The organism is Azospirillum sp. B4 (assembly GCF_000333275.1).
GTDB lineage: Bacteria > Pseudomonadota > Alphaproteobacteria > Azospirillales > Azospirillaceae > Nitrospirillum.
On the sequence record NZ_BACU01000112.1, the window covers coordinates 1 to 18,544 of the forward strand.

At 68.7% G+C, this 18,544-nt stretch carries 15 protein-coding genes and 2 pseudogenes; 13 read left to right on the forward strand and 4 right to left on the reverse strand.

Annotated features, from left to right (window positions below):
• Positions 1-1,027 (reverse strand): serine/threonine-protein kinase (locus tag I55_RS05340; protein WP_049973861.1); only part of this gene is annotated, 1,027 nt, incomplete at its 3' end.
• 535 nt (positions 1,028-1,562) lie between these two features.
• Here I55_RS05340 and I55_RS39450 point away from each other — a divergent pair.
• From I55_RS39450 to I55_RS05355, 5 genes and pseudogenes are all read left to right on the forward strand, one after another.
• Positions 1,563-2,210: pseudogene (locus tag I55_RS39450) on the forward strand (sigma-54 factor interaction domain-containing protein); the annotation flags it as partial.
• A 349-nt stretch (positions 2,211-2,559) separates the two neighbouring features.
• A pseudogene (locus tag I55_RS39455) lies at positions 2,560-2,613 on the forward strand (hypothetical protein); the annotation flags it as partial.
• 39 nt (positions 2,614-2,652) lie between these two features.
• A complete protein-coding gene (locus I55_RS37615) occupies positions 2,653-2,814 on the forward strand; it encodes a hypothetical protein (protein WP_199902469.1) in 162 nt (53 codons plus the stop codon).
• Positions 2,815-2,896: 82 nt separating this feature from the next.
• On the forward strand, positions 2,897-4,111 hold the full coding sequence (locus I55_RS05350) for a bifunctional alpha/beta hydrolase/OsmC family protein (RefSeq protein ID WP_044559473.1): 1,215 nt from the start codon (positions 2,897-2,899) through the stop codon (positions 4,109-4,111).
• Positions 4,112-4,549: 438 nt separating this feature from the next.
• Positions 4,550-5,065: an AidA/PixA family protein gene (locus I55_RS05355; RefSeq protein ID WP_252181024.1), complete on the forward strand. Its 516-nt coding sequence runs from the start codon at positions 4,550-4,552 to the stop codon at positions 5,063-5,065.
• A gap of 92 nt (positions 5,066-5,157) precedes the next feature.
• Here the strand turns inward: I55_RS05355 and I55_RS05360 are convergent, their stop codons facing one another.
• Positions 5,158-6,063: an ABC transporter substrate-binding protein gene (locus tag I55_RS05360; RefSeq protein WP_044559475.1), complete on the reverse strand. Its 906-nt coding sequence runs from the start codon at positions 6,061-6,063 to the stop codon at positions 5,158-5,160.
• 269 nt (positions 6,064-6,332) lie between these two features.
• On the opposite strand from I55_RS05360, the gene I55_RS05365 reads away from it, so the two are divergent.
• A complete protein-coding gene (locus tag I55_RS05365; RefSeq protein WP_044559476.1) occupies positions 6,333-7,139 on the forward strand; it encodes a class II aldolase/adducin family protein in 807 nt (268 codons plus the stop codon).
• A gap of 36 nt (positions 7,140-7,175) precedes the next feature.
• Here the strand turns inward: I55_RS05365 and I55_RS05370 are convergent, their stop codons facing one another.
• Positions 7,176-8,489 (reverse strand): YhcG family protein, encoded by a 1,314-nt coding sequence (locus I55_RS05370; RefSeq protein ID WP_252181023.1) that lies wholly within the window; start codon positions 8,487-8,489, stop codon positions 7,176-7,178.
• A 50-nt stretch (positions 8,490-8,539) separates the two neighbouring features.
• On the reverse strand, positions 8,540-9,424 hold the full coding sequence (locus I55_RS05375; protein ID WP_044559477.1) for a LysR substrate-binding domain-containing protein: 885 nt from the start codon (positions 9,422-9,424) through the stop codon (positions 8,540-8,542).
• 345 nt (positions 9,425-9,769) lie between these two features.
• Between I55_RS05375 and I55_RS05380 the strand changes: the two genes are divergently transcribed.
• The 7 genes from I55_RS05380 to I55_RS05410 all read left to right on the forward strand — a co-directional run bounded on the left by I55_RS05380 (position 9,770) and on the right by I55_RS05410 (position 18,510).
• On the forward strand, positions 9,770-12,265 hold the full coding sequence (locus tag I55_RS05380) for a TonB-dependent siderophore receptor (protein ID WP_049973863.1): 2,496 nt from the start codon (positions 9,770-9,772) through the stop codon (positions 12,263-12,265).
• Positions 12,266-12,418: 153 nt separating this feature from the next.
• Positions 12,419-13,309: a TauD/TfdA family dioxygenase gene (locus I55_RS05385; RefSeq protein WP_044559478.1), complete on the forward strand. Its 891-nt coding sequence runs from the start codon at positions 12,419-12,421 to the stop codon at positions 13,307-13,309.
• Entirely contained in the window at positions 13,296-14,249 is a 954-nt protein-coding gene (locus tag I55_RS05390; RefSeq protein ID WP_064742469.1) for an ABC transporter substrate-binding protein, read from the forward strand. The genes I55_RS05385 and I55_RS05390 overlap by 14 nt, the downstream gene beginning before the upstream one ends.
• 21 nt (positions 14,250-14,270) lie before the next feature.
• On the forward strand, positions 14,271-15,152 hold the full coding sequence (locus I55_RS05395) for an NADPH-dependent oxidoreductase (protein ID WP_083900863.1): 882 nt from the start codon (positions 14,271-14,273) through the stop codon (positions 15,150-15,152).
• 15 nt (positions 15,153-15,167) lie between these two features.
• A complete protein-coding gene (locus I55_RS05400; protein WP_044559479.1) occupies positions 15,168-16,763 on the forward strand; it encodes an FAD-dependent oxidoreductase in 1,596 nt (531 codons plus the stop codon).
• 15 nt (positions 16,764-16,778) lie between these two features.
• On the forward strand, positions 16,779-17,135 hold the full coding sequence (locus I55_RS05405) for a ferredoxin family protein (RefSeq protein WP_044559480.1): 357 nt from the start codon (positions 16,779-16,781) through the stop codon (positions 17,133-17,135).
• A 16-nt stretch (positions 17,136-17,151) separates the two neighbouring features.
• Positions 17,152-18,510, forward strand: a complete 1,359-nt coding sequence (locus tag I55_RS05410; RefSeq protein WP_044559481.1) for an LLM class flavin-dependent oxidoreductase — start codon at positions 17,152-17,154, stop codon at positions 18,508-18,510.
• The last annotated feature ends 34 nt before the right edge of the window (positions 18,511-18,544 follow it).

Here is an 18,544-nt window from a genome sequence, read left to right on the forward strand (position 1 = left end):
TTGCAGGCTGGGCGGTCCGGCCGGGCGGTTCAGTCCGCCCTAGGCGCCCACCAGGCCTAGCACACGCGCCAGCAGCAGGGCCGGCCAGGCCGCCGGCCGCACACAGGGGGCGACGCGAGCGGGGCGGGACGGCGCCCGGCCGCCTGGCCAGGCGGCGGAGGGCGGCCAGGGGTGCCCGCCAGTGGACTGCGGGCGTCGTGCGGTCGGCGCCGCTCCCGGCGGCGCGCAGGGTGTCGCGCACCTGGTCCATGGTCGGCGGGCGGGCGGCGGGGTAGGCGGACAGCATGCCGGCCACCAGGTCGGCCAGGGCGGGGGGCAGGCCGGGGGTGGACAGACGCTCCGGACGGCCGTTCAGGATGCGCTGCATCACGGCGCCATCGCTGGGCGCGTCGAAGGCGCGGCAGCCGCCCAGCATCTCAAACACCAGGGCGCCGAAGGCGAAGATGTCGGTGCGGGTGTCGGGGGCCGCACCCATGAACAGTTCCGGCGCCATGTAGGCGACAGTGCCGCGCAAGCCCTCCGCCTCCGTCGCGGCGGCCAGGGTGTCCTGCGCCGTCTGGGCGGACAGGCGGGCCAGGCCGAAATCCACCAGGCGGGGGCGGCCCGCCCCGTCCAGGATGACGTTGCCCGGCTTGATGTCGGCATGCACCACGCCCTGGCCATGGGCGGCCGCCAGGGCGTCGGCCAGCTGCGCCGCCATGTCCAGCGCCATGTCCAGGGGCAGCGGCCCCTGGGCCAGGCGGGCGGCCAGCGTCTGCCCCTCGATATGCTCCATGGCCAGGAAGGTCTGCCCCCCCTCCTCCGCCAGGTCGAAGATGGCGACGATGTTGGGGTGCTGCAGGCGGGCCAGGGCCCGCGCCTCCCGCAGGTGGCGTTTCAGGTCGCTGGCGGAGGAGCCGCCCGGGCGCAGGATTTTCAACGCCACCGGCCGGTTCAGCACCCGGTCCGTCGCCTGCACGACGGTGCCGTAGGAGCCGGAGCCGATGACCCGGCCAATCTCATACTTGCCGATCCGTTGCGCGAGCATCTGGGCTCCCCAATCCCCCGTCACGGCGTTGATGCGGGATTAATACCACTATCGGCAGCGCTACAAAAGTAACATTACCATTTGGTCGTCTATCTATAGATATAGACCCGTTTTTACAACGCTGTTACCATGATGGACACGTGGGTGGGGCGCTTGGCGGGCTTTTATTCGTTTTCGGCTTGGATTCGCCATGCATACAATTTTGCACAAAGACGACACGACGGCGTCGCCCACCCTGCGGGGGCCGGCGCCATGGGCCGGCCAGGACCATGCGGTCGCCTGCGTGGCGGTGGTGTGGCACCCCGATCCGGAGATGATCGGCATGCTGGCCCCGCTGTCGGCCAGTGGGTCGGCCAGTGGGTCGGCCAGCGGGACCGATGGCGGCGTCTTCGTCCTGAACCGGGTCCATCCCCTGTTCCGCGCGCCGGACGGGCGGTCGCAGCGGGCGCTGGACGACCGGCACGTTTCGCGCCAGCCCCTGGAAATCCGCCGCCGCGGCCCCCGCACCTTTGAGATCACGCCGCCCGACAGCCGCATGACCGTCTCGGTCAACGGGCGGGAGATCACGGCCACCACCACCGCCAGCCTGGATGAGCTGGGCGCCGACATCCTGATCTGCCTGTCGGACACGGTGATCCTGGCCATCTTCGAGGCCTGCCTGCCCATCCGGACGGAGGCGGAGAAGCACGGCCTGATCGGCATCAGCCAGGGCCTGCAGACGGCCTGGGGCCTGATCCGCCAGGCGGCGCCCACCACCCTGCCCGTGTTCCTCAGCGGCGCCACCGGCACCGGCAAGGAACTGGTGGCGGCGGCCATCCACGCCCACAGCGGCCGGGCGGGGCAGAAGCTGCACACTGTCAACATGGCGGCGCTGGCCCCGTCGCTGGCGCAGGCCGAACTGTTCGGCGCCACCGCCGGCGCCTACACCGGCGCCACGCGGGAGCGGACGGGCCTGTTCGCCCTGGCCGATGGCGCCACGCTGTTCATGGATGAGGTGGGCGACACGCCGAAGGAGGTGCAGCCCATGCTGCTGCGCGCCCTGGAATGTGGCGAGTACCGCAAGGTGGGCGATTCCCGGAACCTGAGGGCCGACGTGCGCGTCATCTCCGCCACCGACCGGCCGCTGGACGACGCCGCCTTCAACCAGCCGCTGCGGCGCCGGCTGGAGGGCGTGGTCATCCGCCTGGCGCCCCTGCGGGAGCGCCGGGTCGACATCGGGCTGCTGCTGCGCCATTTCCTGACGCGCCCGGAACCCCACCTCGACCGGTTCGACCCCGCCACCCTGCCCGGCGGCCAGGTGCTGCCCCTGCTGTTGCACGCCTGGCCCGGGAACATCCGTGAGTTGATCGGCGTCGCCCGGCAAATCCGCCTGGGCGCGCCGGTGACCCCTGGAAGCCGAGGCCACCGGGTCGGCGGCGGGCGGGTCGGCCGCAGGGTCCGCGAGCAGGGCGGCGGGCGGTTCGGCGCCGGCCGCGCGCCCGTCCGCCTCCTCCACCGAGCGGAAGCGCCGCGACCCGGCGACGGTCAGCGAGGTGGACCTGATTACGGCCCTGGAGGCGTCGGGATGGAACATCAAGGCGGCCGCCGAAATCCTGGACGTCTCGCGCACCAGCCTCTACCGGCTGATGGAACGCTCGACCATCCTGCGCAACGCGGAGGACATACCGGCGGAGCAGATCAATGACGTCATGCACCGCCACCCCGGCGACATGGACGCCTGGGCCCACGACCTGAAGACGCCCAAGGACAGCCTGAAGCGGCACCTGCGCCGGGTGGCCCGGCGGTAGCGCCCGCATCACCCATTTGGCCTGATGGGGAAAGGGCGGCGCGGGTGGTACACATCGGCGGTTGATGGAAAGGACGCCGCCCATGACCAGCCAGCCGTTTGATTTCGACAGCGCCAAGGGCTACCGGCTGTCCGGCCGGATCGAGCCGCCAGAGGGCGCGCCGCACCGCTGGGCCCTGTTCGCCCATTGCTTCACCTGTGGCAAGGACAGCCGCGCCACCGTGCGGCTGGCGCGGGCCCTGGCCCTGCAAGGCATCGGCGTGCTGCGCTTCGATTTCGCCGGCCTGGGGCGCAGCGGCGGCCGCTTCGCTGACGGGGGCTTCGCGGCCGACGTGGACGACCTGGTCGCCGCCGGCGCCGCCATGGCGCGGGCGGGCATGGCGCCCAGCCTGCTGCTGGGCCACAGCTTCGGCGGCGCCGCCGTGCTGGCCGCCGCCGGCGACATGCCCACGGTCAAGGCCGTCGCCACCATCGCCGCCCCGGCCGACGTCGACCACATCCTGCGCACGCTGGGCCCCGACGCCGTGGCGCGGATCGAGGCGGAGGGGGAGGCGGAGGTCAATCTGGCCGGCCGGCCGTTCATCGTGCGCAAAAGCTTCATCGACGACGCGCGGCAGCAGGACCTGGCCACCCGCATCGCCCACCTGCGCCGCCCGCTGCTGGTGCTGCACGCCCCCGGCGACACCACGGTGGGCATCGACAACGCCTCGCGCATCTTCCTGGCGGCCCGGCATCCCAAGAGCTTCGTGTCGCTGGACGACGCCGACCATCTGCTGACCCGGCCGGCGGACGCGGACTATGCCGCCACGGTCATCGCCGCCTGGGCCGGGCGCTATCTGGGGCAACCCGCCGCGGCCCCGGATCCGCACGGCGCGGCGGAGGGGGTGCTGGCGGTGGAGACCGGCCGGGGCAAGTACCAGCTGGCCATGCGCAGCGGCGCCCACCACTTCATCGCCGATGAGCCGGTGGCGGTGGGCGGCCTGGACAGCGGGCTGGGCCCCTACGACCTGGTGTCGGCGGGCCTGGCCGCCTGCACCACCATGACCATGCGCATGTACGCGGAGCGCAAGGGCCTGCCGCTGGAGCGCGCCCAGACGCGGGTGGTGCACACCAAGCGCGCCGATCTGCTGCCCGCCGACCTGTTCACGCGCACCATCACCCTGGATGGCCCGCTGGACGCGGAGCAGCGCGCCAAGCTGCTGTCCATCGCCGACCGGTGCCCCGTCGACCTGACCCTGACGCGCGGGGCGGAGGTGCTGACCCAGTTGGCCAAGGATGTATCGGACGACAGCGCCTAAAGCGAAGCGCGGTCACACCGAACGAGCCACCCCGGCACGGTAATTGGCGGGCTAGCCCTCACCGTCGTCATTGGCCAGCACCAGCCACGTCCCCCTCGGTCATCGGCGTAATAAAGAACAATTTTCTCACAGGCGGGGCCCACCTCGACCCGGTCAACCCCACGGGGGCGGCCACGGGGGCGGAAATGCCGTGACCCACCGGCTGCCTGGAAAATCCGTGGCCGTAGGATCAAATCCCGTTGGTTGTCATGCACTTAAACCGGGAAGAATTTAAGAACAAATATATTTTGCCGATAGGTCGCACTCTGTCCGTGCCGCAGTGACCGCAGGGGATGGGACCAGGACATGGTCGCCCCACGCCACTGTGGATGCGCATTTCCCGACAAATGTCATACGAGAACGGAGAATAATATCATGTCTAATGGAATCGTCGATATCATGGTGGTGGTTGATGCAAATACGCTCGCCGAAGCCGTCAATAACGGGACGCTTGAGGCCGGAACATTCGACGCTCCGACGTCATTGGGGGCATGGACGACGTCCGATAAGTACATCTTCATGATCGCGGATGGTGACTACGTCACCAACGACCAGGGAAAGTCGGAACTGACCATTCAATGCGCCGCGAACTCCGTCATCCGGTGGAGCATGACGAACCCCTCCGCCGACTATACCTACAACTGTCTGCTGTACAACTTCACGTCCAACGACGGGGGCCAACAGGTCATCACGCAGCCGACAGCCAACCTGTCCCCCCTGCTTTACTACAATTACAACCCCGCCAACCCGTCGCAGCCCAGCCAGAACGCCTCGCTGATCACGACCTGGGTGGCCACCGCCCTCAATCCCGGTTCGGTTCAGTACTCTTGGTCCTTCATGCTCATCGACACCGCGACCGGTTCCGCCATCGGCTACATGTCCTGGGACCCGTTCATCAATGTGACGGCCAGCTGACATGACGGCCGCGGGGCGTCGCGTGGCGGGCCTGGAACCCTCGCCCGCGGCGTCCCTGCGGCCACCCCGCCGGAAGGCCCGCGACGGGGTGGTTACAGTGTGCGCTCGAACGCCGGGTGCACGTCCAGGCCGTCGCCGCCCAGCCCGGCCTTGGCGAACTGGTCCACCACGCTCTGCTGGTCGGCGATGATGCCGTCATCCAGGGGAACGGGCCGGCCGCTGATACGGCGGACGGTCAGCGCCGCCGCGTCCGGTGGCAGGCCGGTCTGCTGGGCGAAGACGGTGGCGTAGGCCTCCGGCTGGGTCTGGGTGAACGCCCGGGCGCGATTGACGCGGCCGACGAAGTCGCGCACCAGGTCGCGGCGGGCGGACAGCGCGGCCGGGGTGGACAGCAGGTAGGACAGGCCGGGCATGCGCCCCTCCGCGTTCACCAGCACCCGGAGGCCGTCATGCAGTTCGGCCAGGGCGGTGTAGGGGTCCCAGGTGGCCCAGGCGTCGACGCTGCCGGCCACCAGGGCCGCCTTGGCATCGTTGGGCGCCAGGAAGGCGACGGTGACCTTGTCCGCCGTCAGCCCCGCCTCCGCCAGCGCGCGCAGCACCAGGAAATGGCCGATGGAGCCCTTGCTGGTCGCCACCGTGCGGCCGGCTAGGTCGGCCAGCGCGCGGACCGGGCCGTCACCCTTCACCAGGATCGCGGTCCCCTGCCCGCTGGAGCGATAGGCCGCCACCGCCTTGATCTGGGCCTTGCCCACCAGGCCGAAGCCGAAGGGGGCGTCACCCACGGCGCCCACGTCCACCGCCTGGGCGTTCAGCGCCTCGATCACCGGGGCGGCGTTGGGGAACTGTGCCCACTCCACCTGGTAGGACAGGCCGGGCTTGTCATCCGGGTAAGCGCTCAGCAGCGCCTGCAGGCCGCCACGCTGGTCGCCGACCTTCAGCACGGCCGGGGCCTTCTTGCCATCGCAGCCGACCAGCAGCGCCGGGGTCGCAACGACCATCCCCAACCCCGCCCCAGCCCGCAGAAAGCCGCGCCGCGACCATTGTTCCCCGAATGCCATGTCCCTTGAGCCTTCGCCGTTAAGTGAAGCTCCAGGCTACAGAACGGCGGCGCGCCCGACTGTTTGATAAGTCTCAAGCATCGCTTGAGCGGCACCATCCACGCGCCCAGCTGAAGCGACGCTTTAAATTACTCAATTTGACGCGCGCGTGCCTCCGGCCGACCCTGGCCCCCAACAGCGAAACGACGCCAGCGAAACGGAGAACGACGATGGCCGATGGATCCTATCTTGGCATCCAGTCCCTGAAGGGGCGGGTGGATGAGGCGGAATGGCAGGTGCGGGTGGAACTGGCGGCGCTCTACCGGCTGGTGGCGCTGTTCGGCTGGACCGACCTGATCTACACCCACATCTCCGCCCGCGTGCCGGGGCCGGAGGAGCATTTCCTCATCAACCCCTACGGCCTGTACTTCGATGAGATCACCGCCAGCAGCCTGGTGAAGGTGGATCTGGACGGGAACATCCTGCAGGCGCCGGCCTGGAACGACGCAAAAGGGGGGGAGACGGAGTACGGCATCAACCCGGCGGGATTCACCATCCATTCCGCCATCCATGGCGCCCGGCCCGACGCCAAGTTCGTCATCCACCTGCACACCGCCGACGGCATCGCCGTCTCGGCGCACAAGGAAGGGCTGCTGCCCCTGAACCAGCATTCCCTGACCGTCATCCCGCGCCTGGCCTATCACGACTATGAAGGCATCGCCCTGAACCTGGATGAGCGGGAGCGGCTGGTGGCCGACCTCGGCGACAAAAGCCTGATGCTGCTGCGCAACCACGGCACCCTGGCCCTGGGCCCCACCGCCGCCCACGCCTTCCTGGGCATCCACGCCCTGGAGCGCTCCGCCACCCTGCAGGTCCGCACCCTCAGCGCCGGCCGCGACGGCATCCTGCTGGCCCCGGAACACGCCCAGGCCGAGGTCCGCCAGCAGGTGGCCAACCACCGCCCCGACCACGCCAAGCTGCCCTGGGCCGGCCTGCTGCGCCGCCTGGCCCGGGAATCGCCGGGATATGACGTGTGAATGCTGCCCCACCTGTGCAAGTGGCGCAAGGTACGCTTACGCCTCTTTTCGCAACGCCTGCAACTCCGCAAGAAAATCCGCTGCAGTCGCGACGGCAGCCTCGGCCTGGAAGTTTTCCAAATCTAAACCGTGCGCCGCTCGATTCAGGACACCTGCTATCTCAAGGAAACGGTCGACATTTCGCAGCGCCAGGCCCGCGCGGGATAACGCCGTTATGGTGGCCTGTATCCCTAGGGGAATGTCGGTAAGTCCTTGATGGCTTGCCAAAGCCCTGAGCTCACGTTCAATTTCAACGCGTAGCTTAATTAGGGACAGCAACGGAAATTCCCGCGCAAACTCAGACTCGGTTGGCAGCGCGGCTTTGAGGCGCTCCGGCAATTTTGTGGACAACCGATACTCCGCCACCCCCATGGGCCGGGTCGAATCCCGCAGAGCGTATTCAACAATGACAGAGTTTTTTCCTTTGCAGAGAATGATGCCAATGCTCGGGGCATCGTCCGCATGACGAAGCTGATCATCCACCGCTGAGAGATAGAAGTTCATTTTGCCGGCGAACTCCGGCTTGAAATCCTCGATCTTCAATTCGACCATGACGAAGCAGCGCAGACGAAGGTGATAGAAAAGTAGATCCAGATAATAATCCTGGTTCCCGACTTGCAAGTGGTACTGGCTGCCCACAAACGCGAAACCCTTGCCCAGTTCAAGAATCAACGCTCGTAAATGCTCCAGAAGGCCGCGCTCAAGTTGACGTTCCGAAATCTCGACACTAACACCAAGGAACTCGAAGCTGTAAGGGTCCTTGATCAGCGCCTGGGCCAAATCGGATTGTGGAGCAGGCAAAGTCCGGGAGAAATTCGTCAGAGCCTTCCCCTGGCGACCGTATAGATCACTCTCGATCTGATGGACCAAGACGTTACGGCTCCAGCCATGGTCTAATGCCTGCCGGGCATACCAAAATCGGGCTTGTTCCCCCTTCACCCCCTCGATCAGCCTGACCACATGTCCCCAGGGTAAACGTGCAACAAGCTGTTGCACGATTTCAGGATCAATGAATGCCTCGGCGAAAGCCCGCATGTATTTCAAATTTCGGGATGACAAACCCGTCATTTCCGGAAAGTCGCGTCGAAGATCCGCCGCCAGACGATCAATGACACGCGTGCCCCAGCCCTCCTTCTTCTGACGCGTCAGAATATCGCGGCCGATACTCCAATAAAGCAGGATCAATTCCTGGTTGACGGCTGCTGCGGCCCTCAGACGGGCGGTGCCAATACGCTCCTTAAGCGCCGCCAGAAGAGCCGCGTACTCGTTGCCATCTTCAGGAGGGATAGGGACCGTCATGGACAGCAGCATATCAGCCAACATGAAAGATGTGCAGCGGATACAGTGCACTGGTACCTATCTCACGCCGCGTTGGCCCGCGGCTCATCCTCCTCGTCGTCATCATCCCCGGCACCTTGGGCGACGATCGCCTGACGCACCAGGGCGATCAGACTGCCGATGGACTCCGACGGGTTGGCGCGGTGGGCCAGGGTGACGCTGACGGGGGCCAGGGGCGGCAGCACGCCCAGCGGCAGGGGCGGCAGCGGGTCGAAGGCCATGGCGCGGCAGGTCAGGCCCAGGCCGGCGCGCACGGCGGCGCGCAGGCTGGACAGGTTGGGCGTTTCCACCACGATGCGGTACGGCCGCCCGATACGGTCCAGCGCCGACAGCGCCGCCTCGCGGAAGCGGCAGGGCGTCTCCAGCACCGCCAGGGGCAGCACGTCGGCGCCCAGCAGCTCCGGATTGCCCATCCAGCGCACCGGCACCGTCAGCACGCCGTTGGGGTCGCCCGCCGGGCCGAAGCCCGCCACCACATCCAGCCGGTCCGACCCCAGCAGATCCAGTAATTCCGCCGTGCCGGCGATGCGGGCGTGCAGCTGCGCCTGGGGATGGATCTGGGCGTAGCTGGCCAGCACGCCGGTCAGCAGCGTATCCGTCATGTCCTGCACCATGCCCACCCGCACCGGCCCGGCGAACGCGCCGGAGGTGACGGCGCTGACCGCCTGCTCGTTCATCTCCAGGATCTTGCGGGCGAAGCCCAGCAGCGTCACGCCGGCCGGGGCCAGGGTCAGCCGCCGGCCTTCGCGCAGGAACAGCGGCGTCTGCAGCAGGTCCTCCAGCCGCTTGATCTGCAGGCTGAGGGCGGACTGGGTCAGGAAGATGCGCTCCGTCGCCTTCTGCAAGGTGCCGGCGTCGACGATGGCGACGAAGGTGCGCAGCAGCTCGGTGGGCAGATTGGGGGGCATGGGGCGCGGTCCTCACTGTCCAGGGGTTCTCGTTACCCTTATTTACACACACCACGGCGCAAGCCAGCAACATGAGTCCGCAGCATAGCGATGTACAATATATCGCATAGCTCGTCATTTCACATATAATTAAGGTATTATAAGTTTCTAACCTTTCCAAGGCTCGGCGGTGATCGCCCGGGGGCAATGATAGGGGGCCGGACTACCAATTTAGTCGCCTCATCAAACCCTCAAGGATAAGTCGATTTACGGGGCGCGGCGGCACCCTGTCTAAAAACCTCATCGCTTTATTCAACATCGCGGAAGCCCGGCAGGCGCGCCAAGCCGGGTCCAAGGGGGTTTTACATGCACGCCGCCGTCCTTCTGAAGCGCCACAAGTTCCTGCTGCTGGCCACCGCCCTGGCTCTGCCCGTCTGCGCCCAGGCGGCCGACCAGACCGCCCCTGCCACTGATGCCGCCGACCTGGATGCCGTGCAGGAAACGGTGGTGACGGGCCTACGTGGTGGCGCGCACCGGGCGGCCATCGACAGCCCCTCCCCCGTCGATGTGGTGGGGGCGGCGCAGTTGGCGGAGACGGGCAAGGTTGGCCTGAAGGAGCTGCTGAACCAGCTGGTGCCCTCCTTCAACCTGCCGGGCGTCAACGGCGGCGGCACCAGCTGGACCGTGCGCTCCACCACCATGCGCGGCCTGAACGGCGACCAGGCGCTGGTGCTGGTCAATGGCAAGCGCCGGCACAACACCGCCCTGATCAACAACCTGGCGCGCATCGCCAACGGCGGCGTGCCGGTGGACCTGGACCTGATCCCCGTCGCCGCCATCGACCATATCGAGGTGCTGCGCGACGGCGCCGCCGCCCAGTACGGGTCGGACGCCATCGCCGGCGTCATCAACATCATCCTGAAGAAGCAGCCCGGGGGCGGCAGTGTCGACAGCGGCCTGGGCCAGAATTACGGCGGCGATGGCTTCACCAAGCACGTGGCGGCCAATTACGGCCTGGATCTGCCCCGCCAAGGCTTCCTGAACCTGTCCGCCGATTACAAGGACAACCAGTCGGCCAGCCGCGCGGCGCCCACCAGCGTCGCCAACCTGTACAATCCCCTGCCCGGCGGCGGCCGCGACCCGCGTGAGGCCACGGCCGACCGCACCTTCTACGGCGGCGGCTACGGCCCGGGGCAGGAGACCATCTACAGCGGGTCGTACAACGCCGAGCTGCCCCTGGGCGATAAGATCGGTGATGACGTCACGCTCTATTCCTTCTCCACCGTGTCCAAGCGGCGGTCGCGCAAGAACACCGGCAGCTTCCTGCCCAACAACCTCAACTCCCTGGCCGAGGTCTACCCCAACGGCTTCAACGCGCTGCGCCGCATCTGGGAGACGGATTTCCAGACGACGGTGGGCGGCCGGGGCGGCATCGGCGCCTGGGCCTGGGACCTCAGCACCACCTACGGCCGCGACGACGCCAAGCTGGACGGCGAGAACACGCTGAACGCCACGCTGGGCCCCACCAGCCCCACATATTTCCACTTGGCCGACCAGACCTTCGACCAGGTGAGCACCAACCTGGACGTCAGCCGCCCGCTGGACCTGGGGTGGAGCGCGCCGGTCACCCTGGCCTGGGGCCTGGAACACCGGTATGAACGTTATGAGATCGGCCCTGGTGACCCCGCCAGCTACGCCATCGGCACGTACGTCATCCCATCCGGCTACTACGCCGGCCAGCACCCGGCCCCCGGCCTGGCATCCTACTCCGGCACCTCGCCCGCCGACAGCGGCGCCATCGCCCGTAACAATGGTGCCGCCTACATCGACCTGGCCACCAACTTGACGCCCGCCTGGTCGGTGGACGCCGCCGGCCGGGTGGAGCATTACACCGGCGCCGTGGGCGACACCGCCAGCGGCAAGATCGCCACACGGTATGAGCTGGCCCCCGGCTACGCCCTGCGCGGCACCGTCAGCAACGGCTTCCGCGCCCCTTCGCTGGCGCAGACCATCTACGCCTCCTCCACCTTCACCGGCACGGTGGACGCGGCCGGCAACTACATCACCCTACCCATCAAGGTGCTGCCCGCCACCTCCGGCGAGGCCAAGGCCCTGGGCGCCACGCCGCTGACGCCGGAGACCTCCACCAACTACAGCGTGGGCGTCACGGCGGAACCCGCGCACGGCCTGCAACTGACGCTGGACGCCTATCGCATCGACATCAAGGACCGCATCGTCCAGACCGGCCTGCTGACCGGCGCCGCGGTGTCCAGGATCTTGCAGGCGGCAGGCTATGCCCCGGGCCTGTCCGCGCAGTACTACACCAACGCCGTCGACACCCGGACAGAGGGCGTGGACGCCGTCGCCAACTACCTGGTTGATCTGGGCCAGGCGGGCGACGTGCGCCTGGGTGCTGCCTACAGCTGGACGCGCACCTACATCACCCACATCAAACCCACGCCCACCCAGCTGGCCACCCTGGGCTACGCCCTGTTCGACCGGCAGAAGCAGGCGGACCTGACCGACGCCACGCCACGCGGCAAGGCCATCCTGTCCGCCGACTGGCACTGGGACCGCCTGCGCGTGGGCACGCGGCTGACCCGCTACGGCAGCTATACCGAGGCCGGCACCGTGGCCGCCAACGACCGCACCTTCGGCGCCAAGTGGATCACCGACCTGGATGTGGGCGTGGACCTGACCGACCGCCTGAGCCTCAGCCTGGGCGCCAACAACCTGTTCGACGTCTATCCCGACGCCATTGGCATCGTCGACGCCAAGACGGGCCTGAACAAATACGGCCTGTTCTCCCCCTTCGGGATTACCGGCGGTTACTATTACAGCCGCTTGTCGGTGAAGTTCTGACCACCATTCATGCGCACGCCAAAAGGGAATCAGCACGATTTCTAAAATTTCCCGCTGCCCCTTTCACGCTACACTTCAAGACAAGCAGCCCCTTTTCCCGATCGTTCACCGCCGGCGGCAAGCCCCTTGCCGCCGCCCAGCCGGAGGCATGACATGGGCGTGGTATCGTTGAAGAAGGCCGACAACACCCGGGCGGACAGCCTGACCATCCGCCGCCTGCAACCCACCATCGGGGCGGAGGTCGGCGGCGTGGACCTGCGCCAGCCCCTGGACGAGGCCACGCGCGACGCCATCCGGGCCGCCGTGCTGCGCCACAAGGTGGTGTTCTTCCGCGACCAGGACATCACCCGCGACCAGCACCTGGCCTTCGCCCGCCAGTTCGGCCCGATCTACACCCACCCCACCACCACCGGTGTCGACCATCATCCCCAGATCCACGGCATCACGGCAGCGGATTTCGCCAAGCACGAACAGGCGCGGAAGGAGGCGGCGGCCAAGGCCGGCAAGCCCGACACCGCCCATGAGGACAAGTACCACACCGACACCAGCTGGCGCCTGGTGCCAGCCTGGGGTGCCGTGCTGCGCGGCGTCACCATCCCGGAAGTGGGTGGCGACACCATCTGGGTGGACGCTGAGGCCGCCTACAACGGCCTGCCCGACGACGTGAAGCGCCGGCTGGAAGGCCTGCACGTCACCCATGACTTCCGGGAGGCCTTGAACAAGGCGGGCAAGGACTACCCCATCGTCGCCCATCCCGTCGCCCGCCGCCATCCGGAGACGGGCGCCACCATCCTGTGGGTCAACTATTCGCAAAAGCCGCAGATCTTGGGCCTGGAATTGGCGGAAAGCCGGCAGCTGCTGGATCTGATCCTGAACCAGTACAAACGGCCGGAGTACCAGGTGCGCTTCTCCTGGCGCCCCAATTCCTTGGCCTTCTGGGACAACCGCGCCGCCGTGCATTACGCGGTACGCAACTATGGCGATTTCCCCCGCGTGGTGGAGCGGGTGCTGATCGCCGACCAGAGCCACCATGCGGACCTTTAAGCGCCTGGCTCTGGCGGCCGTGGTGGGGGCGGCGGTGCTGGGGACGCTGGCGTCCCGCGCCGGTGCCGCCGACCTTGCCCCCTTGCGCGTGGGTGACCAGCGCGGGGCGGTGCAGGTGTTGCTGAAAGCGGCGGGGGAACTGGACCAGGTGCCCTACCGCATCGAGTGGGCGCTGTTCCCCGTGGGCGCGCCCCTGGTGGAGGCCCTGAACGCCGACGCCATCGACTTCGGCTATGTCGGGGATGCCACCACCACCTTCGCCTTGGCCGCTGGTGCCCGGCTGAAGACCATCAACGTCTGGGATTTCGGCAAGGGGGGTTCCGCCATCGTCGTGCCCGAAAAGGCGGCCATCCACACCGTCGCCGACCTGCGCGGCCGCCGGGTGGGCCTGGTGCGCGGTTCCCCCGGCCACCTGCTGGTGGTGGCGGCGCTGAAGCAGGCGGGGGTGCCGCTGGCCGACGTCACCCTGGTCTACCTGTCGGCGGCCGATGCCAAGGCGGCGCTGGGCCGCGGGTCCATCGACGCCTGGGCCATCTGGGATCCCTACGTCGCCGCCGCCGAGCTGCAGGACCACATGCGCATCCTGGTGGGCAGCCAGGGCACCGTGCGCGAGGTGGAGTGCGGCGTGGCCAGTGACGGCGCCATCGCCAGCAAACGCGCCCAGCTAACCGACTTCATCGGCCGCGTCCGCCGCGCCTATCAGTGGGCGGAGGCACACCGCAAGGAACAGGCGGAGGCCTATGCCAAGGACACCGGCACACCCATCGAGGTCGCGACCCTCACCTTCGCCCGCCAACAGATCACGGTGCTGCCCGCCGTGACCAACGATGCCATCGCGGTGCATCAGGCCGTGGCCGACCTCTACTTCGAGGCCGGAGTCATTCCCGTCCGCGTCGATGTCGCCCCGACCTACGACCGCAGCTTCGCCCTGACGCCCTGACCCCTTACGGAGACCGATCCCATGACGCTTGCCGCCGTCGCCCCGGCCTTTCCCATCCGCAAGGAGCGCCCGCACCCCGCCGCCGAGCTTCTGGCCCGCCGCTATGGCGCGGCGTCGCCGCTGGATGCCGAGGCCCTGGGCCCCGACCAATGGAACGAGATCCTGACCGCCCTGCTATCGCATCGGTCGGTCCGGGCCTATCGCCCCGACCCGCTGCCCGAAGGCACGCTGGAGACGCTGGTGGCGGCGGCGCAGTCGGCCGCCACCTCCTCCAACCTGCAGGCGTGGAGCGTGGTGGCCGTCACCGACCCGGACCGCAAGGCCCGCTTCGCCGCCTGGGCGCAGAACCAGGCCCATATCGCGCAGGCGCCCCTGTTCCTGGTGTGGCTGGCCGACCTGTCGCGCCTGGACGCGCTGGCCACGGCCACGGTGGGCGAGGCGGCGGGCCTGGACTATCTGGAAACCCTGATCGTGGCCGTCACCGACGCGACGCTGGCGGCGCAGAACGCCGTTGTGGCAGCGGAATCCCTGGGCCTGGGCACCGTCTACATCGGGGCCATCCGCAATGAGACGGAGGCGGTGGCCAGGGAGCTGAATCTGCCGCCCAAGGTGCTGCCCCTGTTCGGGCTTTGCGTGGGCTACGCCGATCCGGCACGACCGGCGGCGGTGAAGCCGCGGCTGCCGCAAAGCGTGGTGCTGCACCATGAACGGTATGACGCCACGGGTGCCGGGGCCGCCATCGCCGCCTATGACGGCGAGGTGCGCGCCTTCTATGCCGACCAGGGCATCAACGCCCCGGACTGGAGCCAGACGGTGTCGGCGCGGGTGCGCGGCCCCGCCGCCCTGACCGGCCGCCACCGCCTGCGCCAGACCCTGCTGGACTTCGGCTTCCCCCTGCGCTGACGGAGCGGCCTTCCCATGGCGTTGCAGATTGAAACGGATGTGCTGGTCATCGGCGGCGGCCTGGCCGGGTGCTGGGCCGCCATCGCGGCGGCGGAGGCCGGGGCCGACGTGATCCTGGCGGACAAGGGCTATTGTGGCACCAGCGGCGTCACCGCCACCGCCGGCCCCAACCACTGGTGGGTGCCGCCCGATGCGGAGAAGCGGACGCAAGCCGTTCGCGACCGTAACAATCGCGCCCTGGGCCTGGCCGACCCGCGCTGGATGGCGCGCATCATCGATACCACCTGGCGCACCCTGCCCACCCTGGCCGACTATTACCAGCACTCCATCACCGACGGCGGCGTGCCCCACTACCAGTCGCTGCGGGGACCGGAATACCTGCGGGCGCTGCGCCGCTATGCCGAGGTGCGGGGCGTGCGCATCCTGGACCACAGCCCGGCCCTGGAGTTGCTGCTGCATGCCGATGGCGCCGTGGCCGGTGCGCGGGGCCTTCGACGGCAGGAAGGTCCGCCGACGGGCCGGGACTGGACGGTGCGCGCCGCCGGGGTGGTTGTGGCCACGGGGGGCTGCGCCTTCCTGTCCAAGCTGCTGGGTAGCCGCAACAACACCGGCGACGGCCACCTGATGGCGGCGGAGGCCGGGGCGCGGCTGTCGGGCATGGAATTCTCGACATACCACACGGTGGCGGAGCGGCATTCCACCCAGACCCGCTCCGCACCTTACGCCTTCGCCGACTATTTCGATGCCGAGGGGCGGGAGATCGATACCGGCGCCGATCCGGATGTCACCCTGCCCATCGCCCGCGCCCTGCTGGCCGGGCCGGTCTACGCCACGCTGGCCCGCATGCCGGCGGACCTGCGCGCCATCCTGCCCCAGATCCAGCCGGCCATCCTGCTGCCCTTCCAACGCCAAGGCATCGACCCCTTCACCCAGCGCTTCGCCATCACCCTGCATGGCGAGGGCACGGTGCGCGGCACCGGTGGCCTGCGCCTGACGGATGAGGACTGCCAGACCGACGTGCCTGGCCTCTACGCCGCCGGCGACGCCGCCACGCGCGAACTGATCGCCGGTGCCGTCTCCGGCGGCGGGGCGCAGAATTCCGCCTGGGCCCTCTCCTCCGGCACCTGGGCCGGCCAGGCCGTGGTCCGGCTGGCGCGCGTCCGGGGACGGCGGGCGCGGGAGGTGGCGGAGGCCACCGGCGGCGCCGGCCTGCGCCCCGCCGGCACGCCGGACGCGGCCGATCTGAACGGCCAGTTGGCCGAGGGCGTGCGGGCGGAGATGCTGCCCTACGACAAGATCCTGTTCCGCCGCGCGCCCGTGCTGACCCGGTCGCTGGACACCCTGGACGGCCTGTGGCGGGTGGCGCGCGACCACTTGACCCCCGGCGCCGACGCCACGTCGCGGGTGCGGGCGCGGGAGGCGGCGGCCCTGGTCGCCTGCGCCCGCTGGACCACGGCCACGGCCCTGCTGCGCACCGAAAGCCGAGGCCTGCACCGGCGGGAGGACGCGGCCGCGCTGGACCCCGGCCAGGCCCACCGGCTGTTGAGCGGCGGGCTGGACCGCGTGTGGGTGACACCCGACGCCACCGCCGCGTCCGCGCAAGTCGCCTGAGACACTGAGGATGCCATGATCGAACTGATCCTCGCCGACCGCTGCACCGACTGCGACACCTGCGTCCAGGTCTGTCCCACCAACGTCTTCGACGCCCGGCCCGGCGGCCCGCCTGTCATCGCCCGGCAGGAGGATTGCCAGACCTGCTTCCTGTGCGAGCTCTACTGCCAGTCCGACGCCCTGTACGTGGCGCCCAATTGCGATGAACCGGTGGCCGTGGACGCCGGGGCCATCGTCGCCTCCGGCCTGCTGGGCCAGTTCCGCCGTGATTCCGGCTGGCACGAATGGGCCGGCCAATCCCCCAACCTGCATTGGCGCATGGGCGAGCTGTTCGCCCGCGGGCGCAAGCCCGTCGCCGCCCCCACCCCCTGATCAAACGGAGCCCCCCATGAGCGCAGCCCCCCGCATCCCGCAAACCCGCCAACTGCATCTGGGCGCCATCCTGGCCGGCGTCGGCACCACCCATGACGACTGGCGCGACCCCGACCTGCCCGGCGATGCCAGCGTCGACATCAACTGGTACATCGACGCCGCCCGCCGGGCCGAAGCCGCCAAGTTCGACCTGGTGTTCATCGTCGACAGCCCCTACATCACGCCCGACAGCGCCCCCCATTTCCTGAACCGGCTGGAGCCGCTGACCCTGCTGTCGGCGCTGGCCGTCTCCACCTCCCGCATCGGCCTGGTGGGCACGCTGACGACCTCGTACTGGGAGCCGTACAACGTCGCCCGGCAGTTCGCCTCGCTGGACACCATCAGCCGCGGCCGCGCCGCCTGGAACGTGGTGACCACGGGGCTGGAGGGGGCGGCCCGCAACTACGGCCGCGACCACCATTTCGACCATGCCGAGCGCTATCAGCGCGCGGCCGAGTTCGTGTCCGTGGTCCAGGGCCTGTGGGACAGCTATGAGGACGACGCCTTCCCCCGCGACAAGGCGACCGGTGTGTTCCTGGACAAGGGCAAGCAGCACGCCCTGAACCACAAGGGCCGCTTCTTTTCCGTCGCCGGCCCCCTGGCCTTGACCCGCAGCCCCCAGGGCCAACCGGTCATCTTCCAGGCGGGCGACAGTGACGCCGGCCGCGACCTGGGCGCCACCATCGCCGACGCCACCTTCGCCAGCGCCGACAGTTTCGAGGCGGCCCAAGCCTATTACGCCGACCTGAAGGCCCGCGCGGTGGCGAAGGGCCGCGACCCGGACCAGATCCTCGTGTTCCCGGGCCTGACCGTCACCATCGCGGAAACCCAGGCCGAGGCGGAACGGCTGGCGGCGGCGCATGAGGCGGAGCTGGACCTGGACAAGCTGCTGGTGCAGTTGGGCCGGCCGTTCAACTACCACGACTTCCGCCAGTACGACCTGGACGCCCCCTTCCCCGACCTGTCCCACGTCAGCCTGAACGGCTACAAGGGCCATGCGGAGCGTATCATCCGCACGGCGCGGGAGGAGGGCCTGACCTTGCGTGAGGCGGCCTGGCGCTTCGGGCGCTGCCGCTCCGGCTTCATCGGCACGCCGGAGTCAGTGGCGGATGAGATTGAACGCTGGTTCGTCGGCCGCGCCGCCGACGGCTTCAACATCCATGTCTCCAAGCCCAGCGCCTTCGCCCGGTTCACGGAGCAGGTGGTCCCCATCCTGCAACGCCGCGGTCTGTTCCGCAGCGAGTACTCCGGACAGACGTTGCGCAGCCACCTGGGGCTGCCGGTCCCGGCCAACCGCCATAGCGTCCGGCGGCATATGGGCCAGGTCGCCGAGTGATCGATACCCCGCCGCCCAGCCCACCCGGAAGGAT

Bases quoted from the DNA above. Each gene is read 5' to 3' on its own strand.
- I55_RS05365 (WP_044559476.1), top strand. From the start codon at position 6,333: ATGGCCGATGGATCCTATCTTGGCATCCAGTCCCTGAAGGGGCGGGTG.
- I55_RS05355 (WP_252181024.1), top strand. From the start codon at position 4,550: ATGGTGGTGGTTGATGCAAATACGCTCGCCGAAGCCGTCAATAACGGG.
- I55_RS05410 (WP_044559481.1), top strand. From the start codon at position 17,152: ATGAGCGCAGCCCCCCGCATCCCGCAAACCCGCCAACTGCATCTGGGC.
- I55_RS05405 (WP_044559480.1), top strand. From the start codon at position 16,779: ATGATCGAACTGATCCTCGCCGACCGCTGCACCGACTGCGACACCTGC.
- I55_RS05380 (WP_049973863.1), top strand. From the start codon at position 9,770: ATGCACGCCGCCGTCCTTCTGAAGCGCCACAAGTTCCTGCTGCTGGCC.
- I55_RS37615 (WP_199902469.1), top strand. From the start codon at position 2,653: ATGGAACGCTCGACCATCCTGCGCAACGCGGAGGACATACCGGCGGAG.
- I55_RS05390 (WP_064742469.1), top strand. From the start codon at position 13,296: ATGCGGACCTTTAAGCGCCTGGCTCTGGCGGCCGTGGTGGGGGCGGCG.
- I55_RS05360 (WP_044559475.1), bottom strand. From the start codon at position 6,063: ATGGTCGTTGCGACCCCGGCGCTGCTGGTCGGCTGCGATGGCAAGAAG.
- I55_RS05375 (WP_044559477.1), bottom strand. From the start codon at position 9,424: ATGCCCCCCAATCTGCCCACCGAGCTGCTGCGCACCTTCGTCGCCATC.
- I55_RS05400 (WP_044559479.1), top strand. From the start codon at position 15,168: ATGGCGTTGCAGATTGAAACGGATGTGCTGGTCATCGGCGGCGGCCTG.
- I55_RS05395 (WP_083900863.1), top strand. From the start codon at position 14,271: ATGACGCTTGCCGCCGTCGCCCCGGCCTTTCCCATCCGCAAGGAGCGC.
- I55_RS05385 (WP_044559478.1), top strand. From the start codon at position 12,419: ATGGGCGTGGTATCGTTGAAGAAGGCCGACAACACCCGGGCGGACAGC.
- I55_RS05370 (WP_252181023.1), bottom strand. From the start codon at position 8,489: ATGCTGCTGTCCATGACGGTCCCTATCCCTCCTGAAGATGGCAACGAG.
- I55_RS05350 (WP_044559473.1), top strand. From the start codon at position 2,897: ATGACCAGCCAGCCGTTTGATTTCGACAGCGCCAAGGGCTACCGGCTG.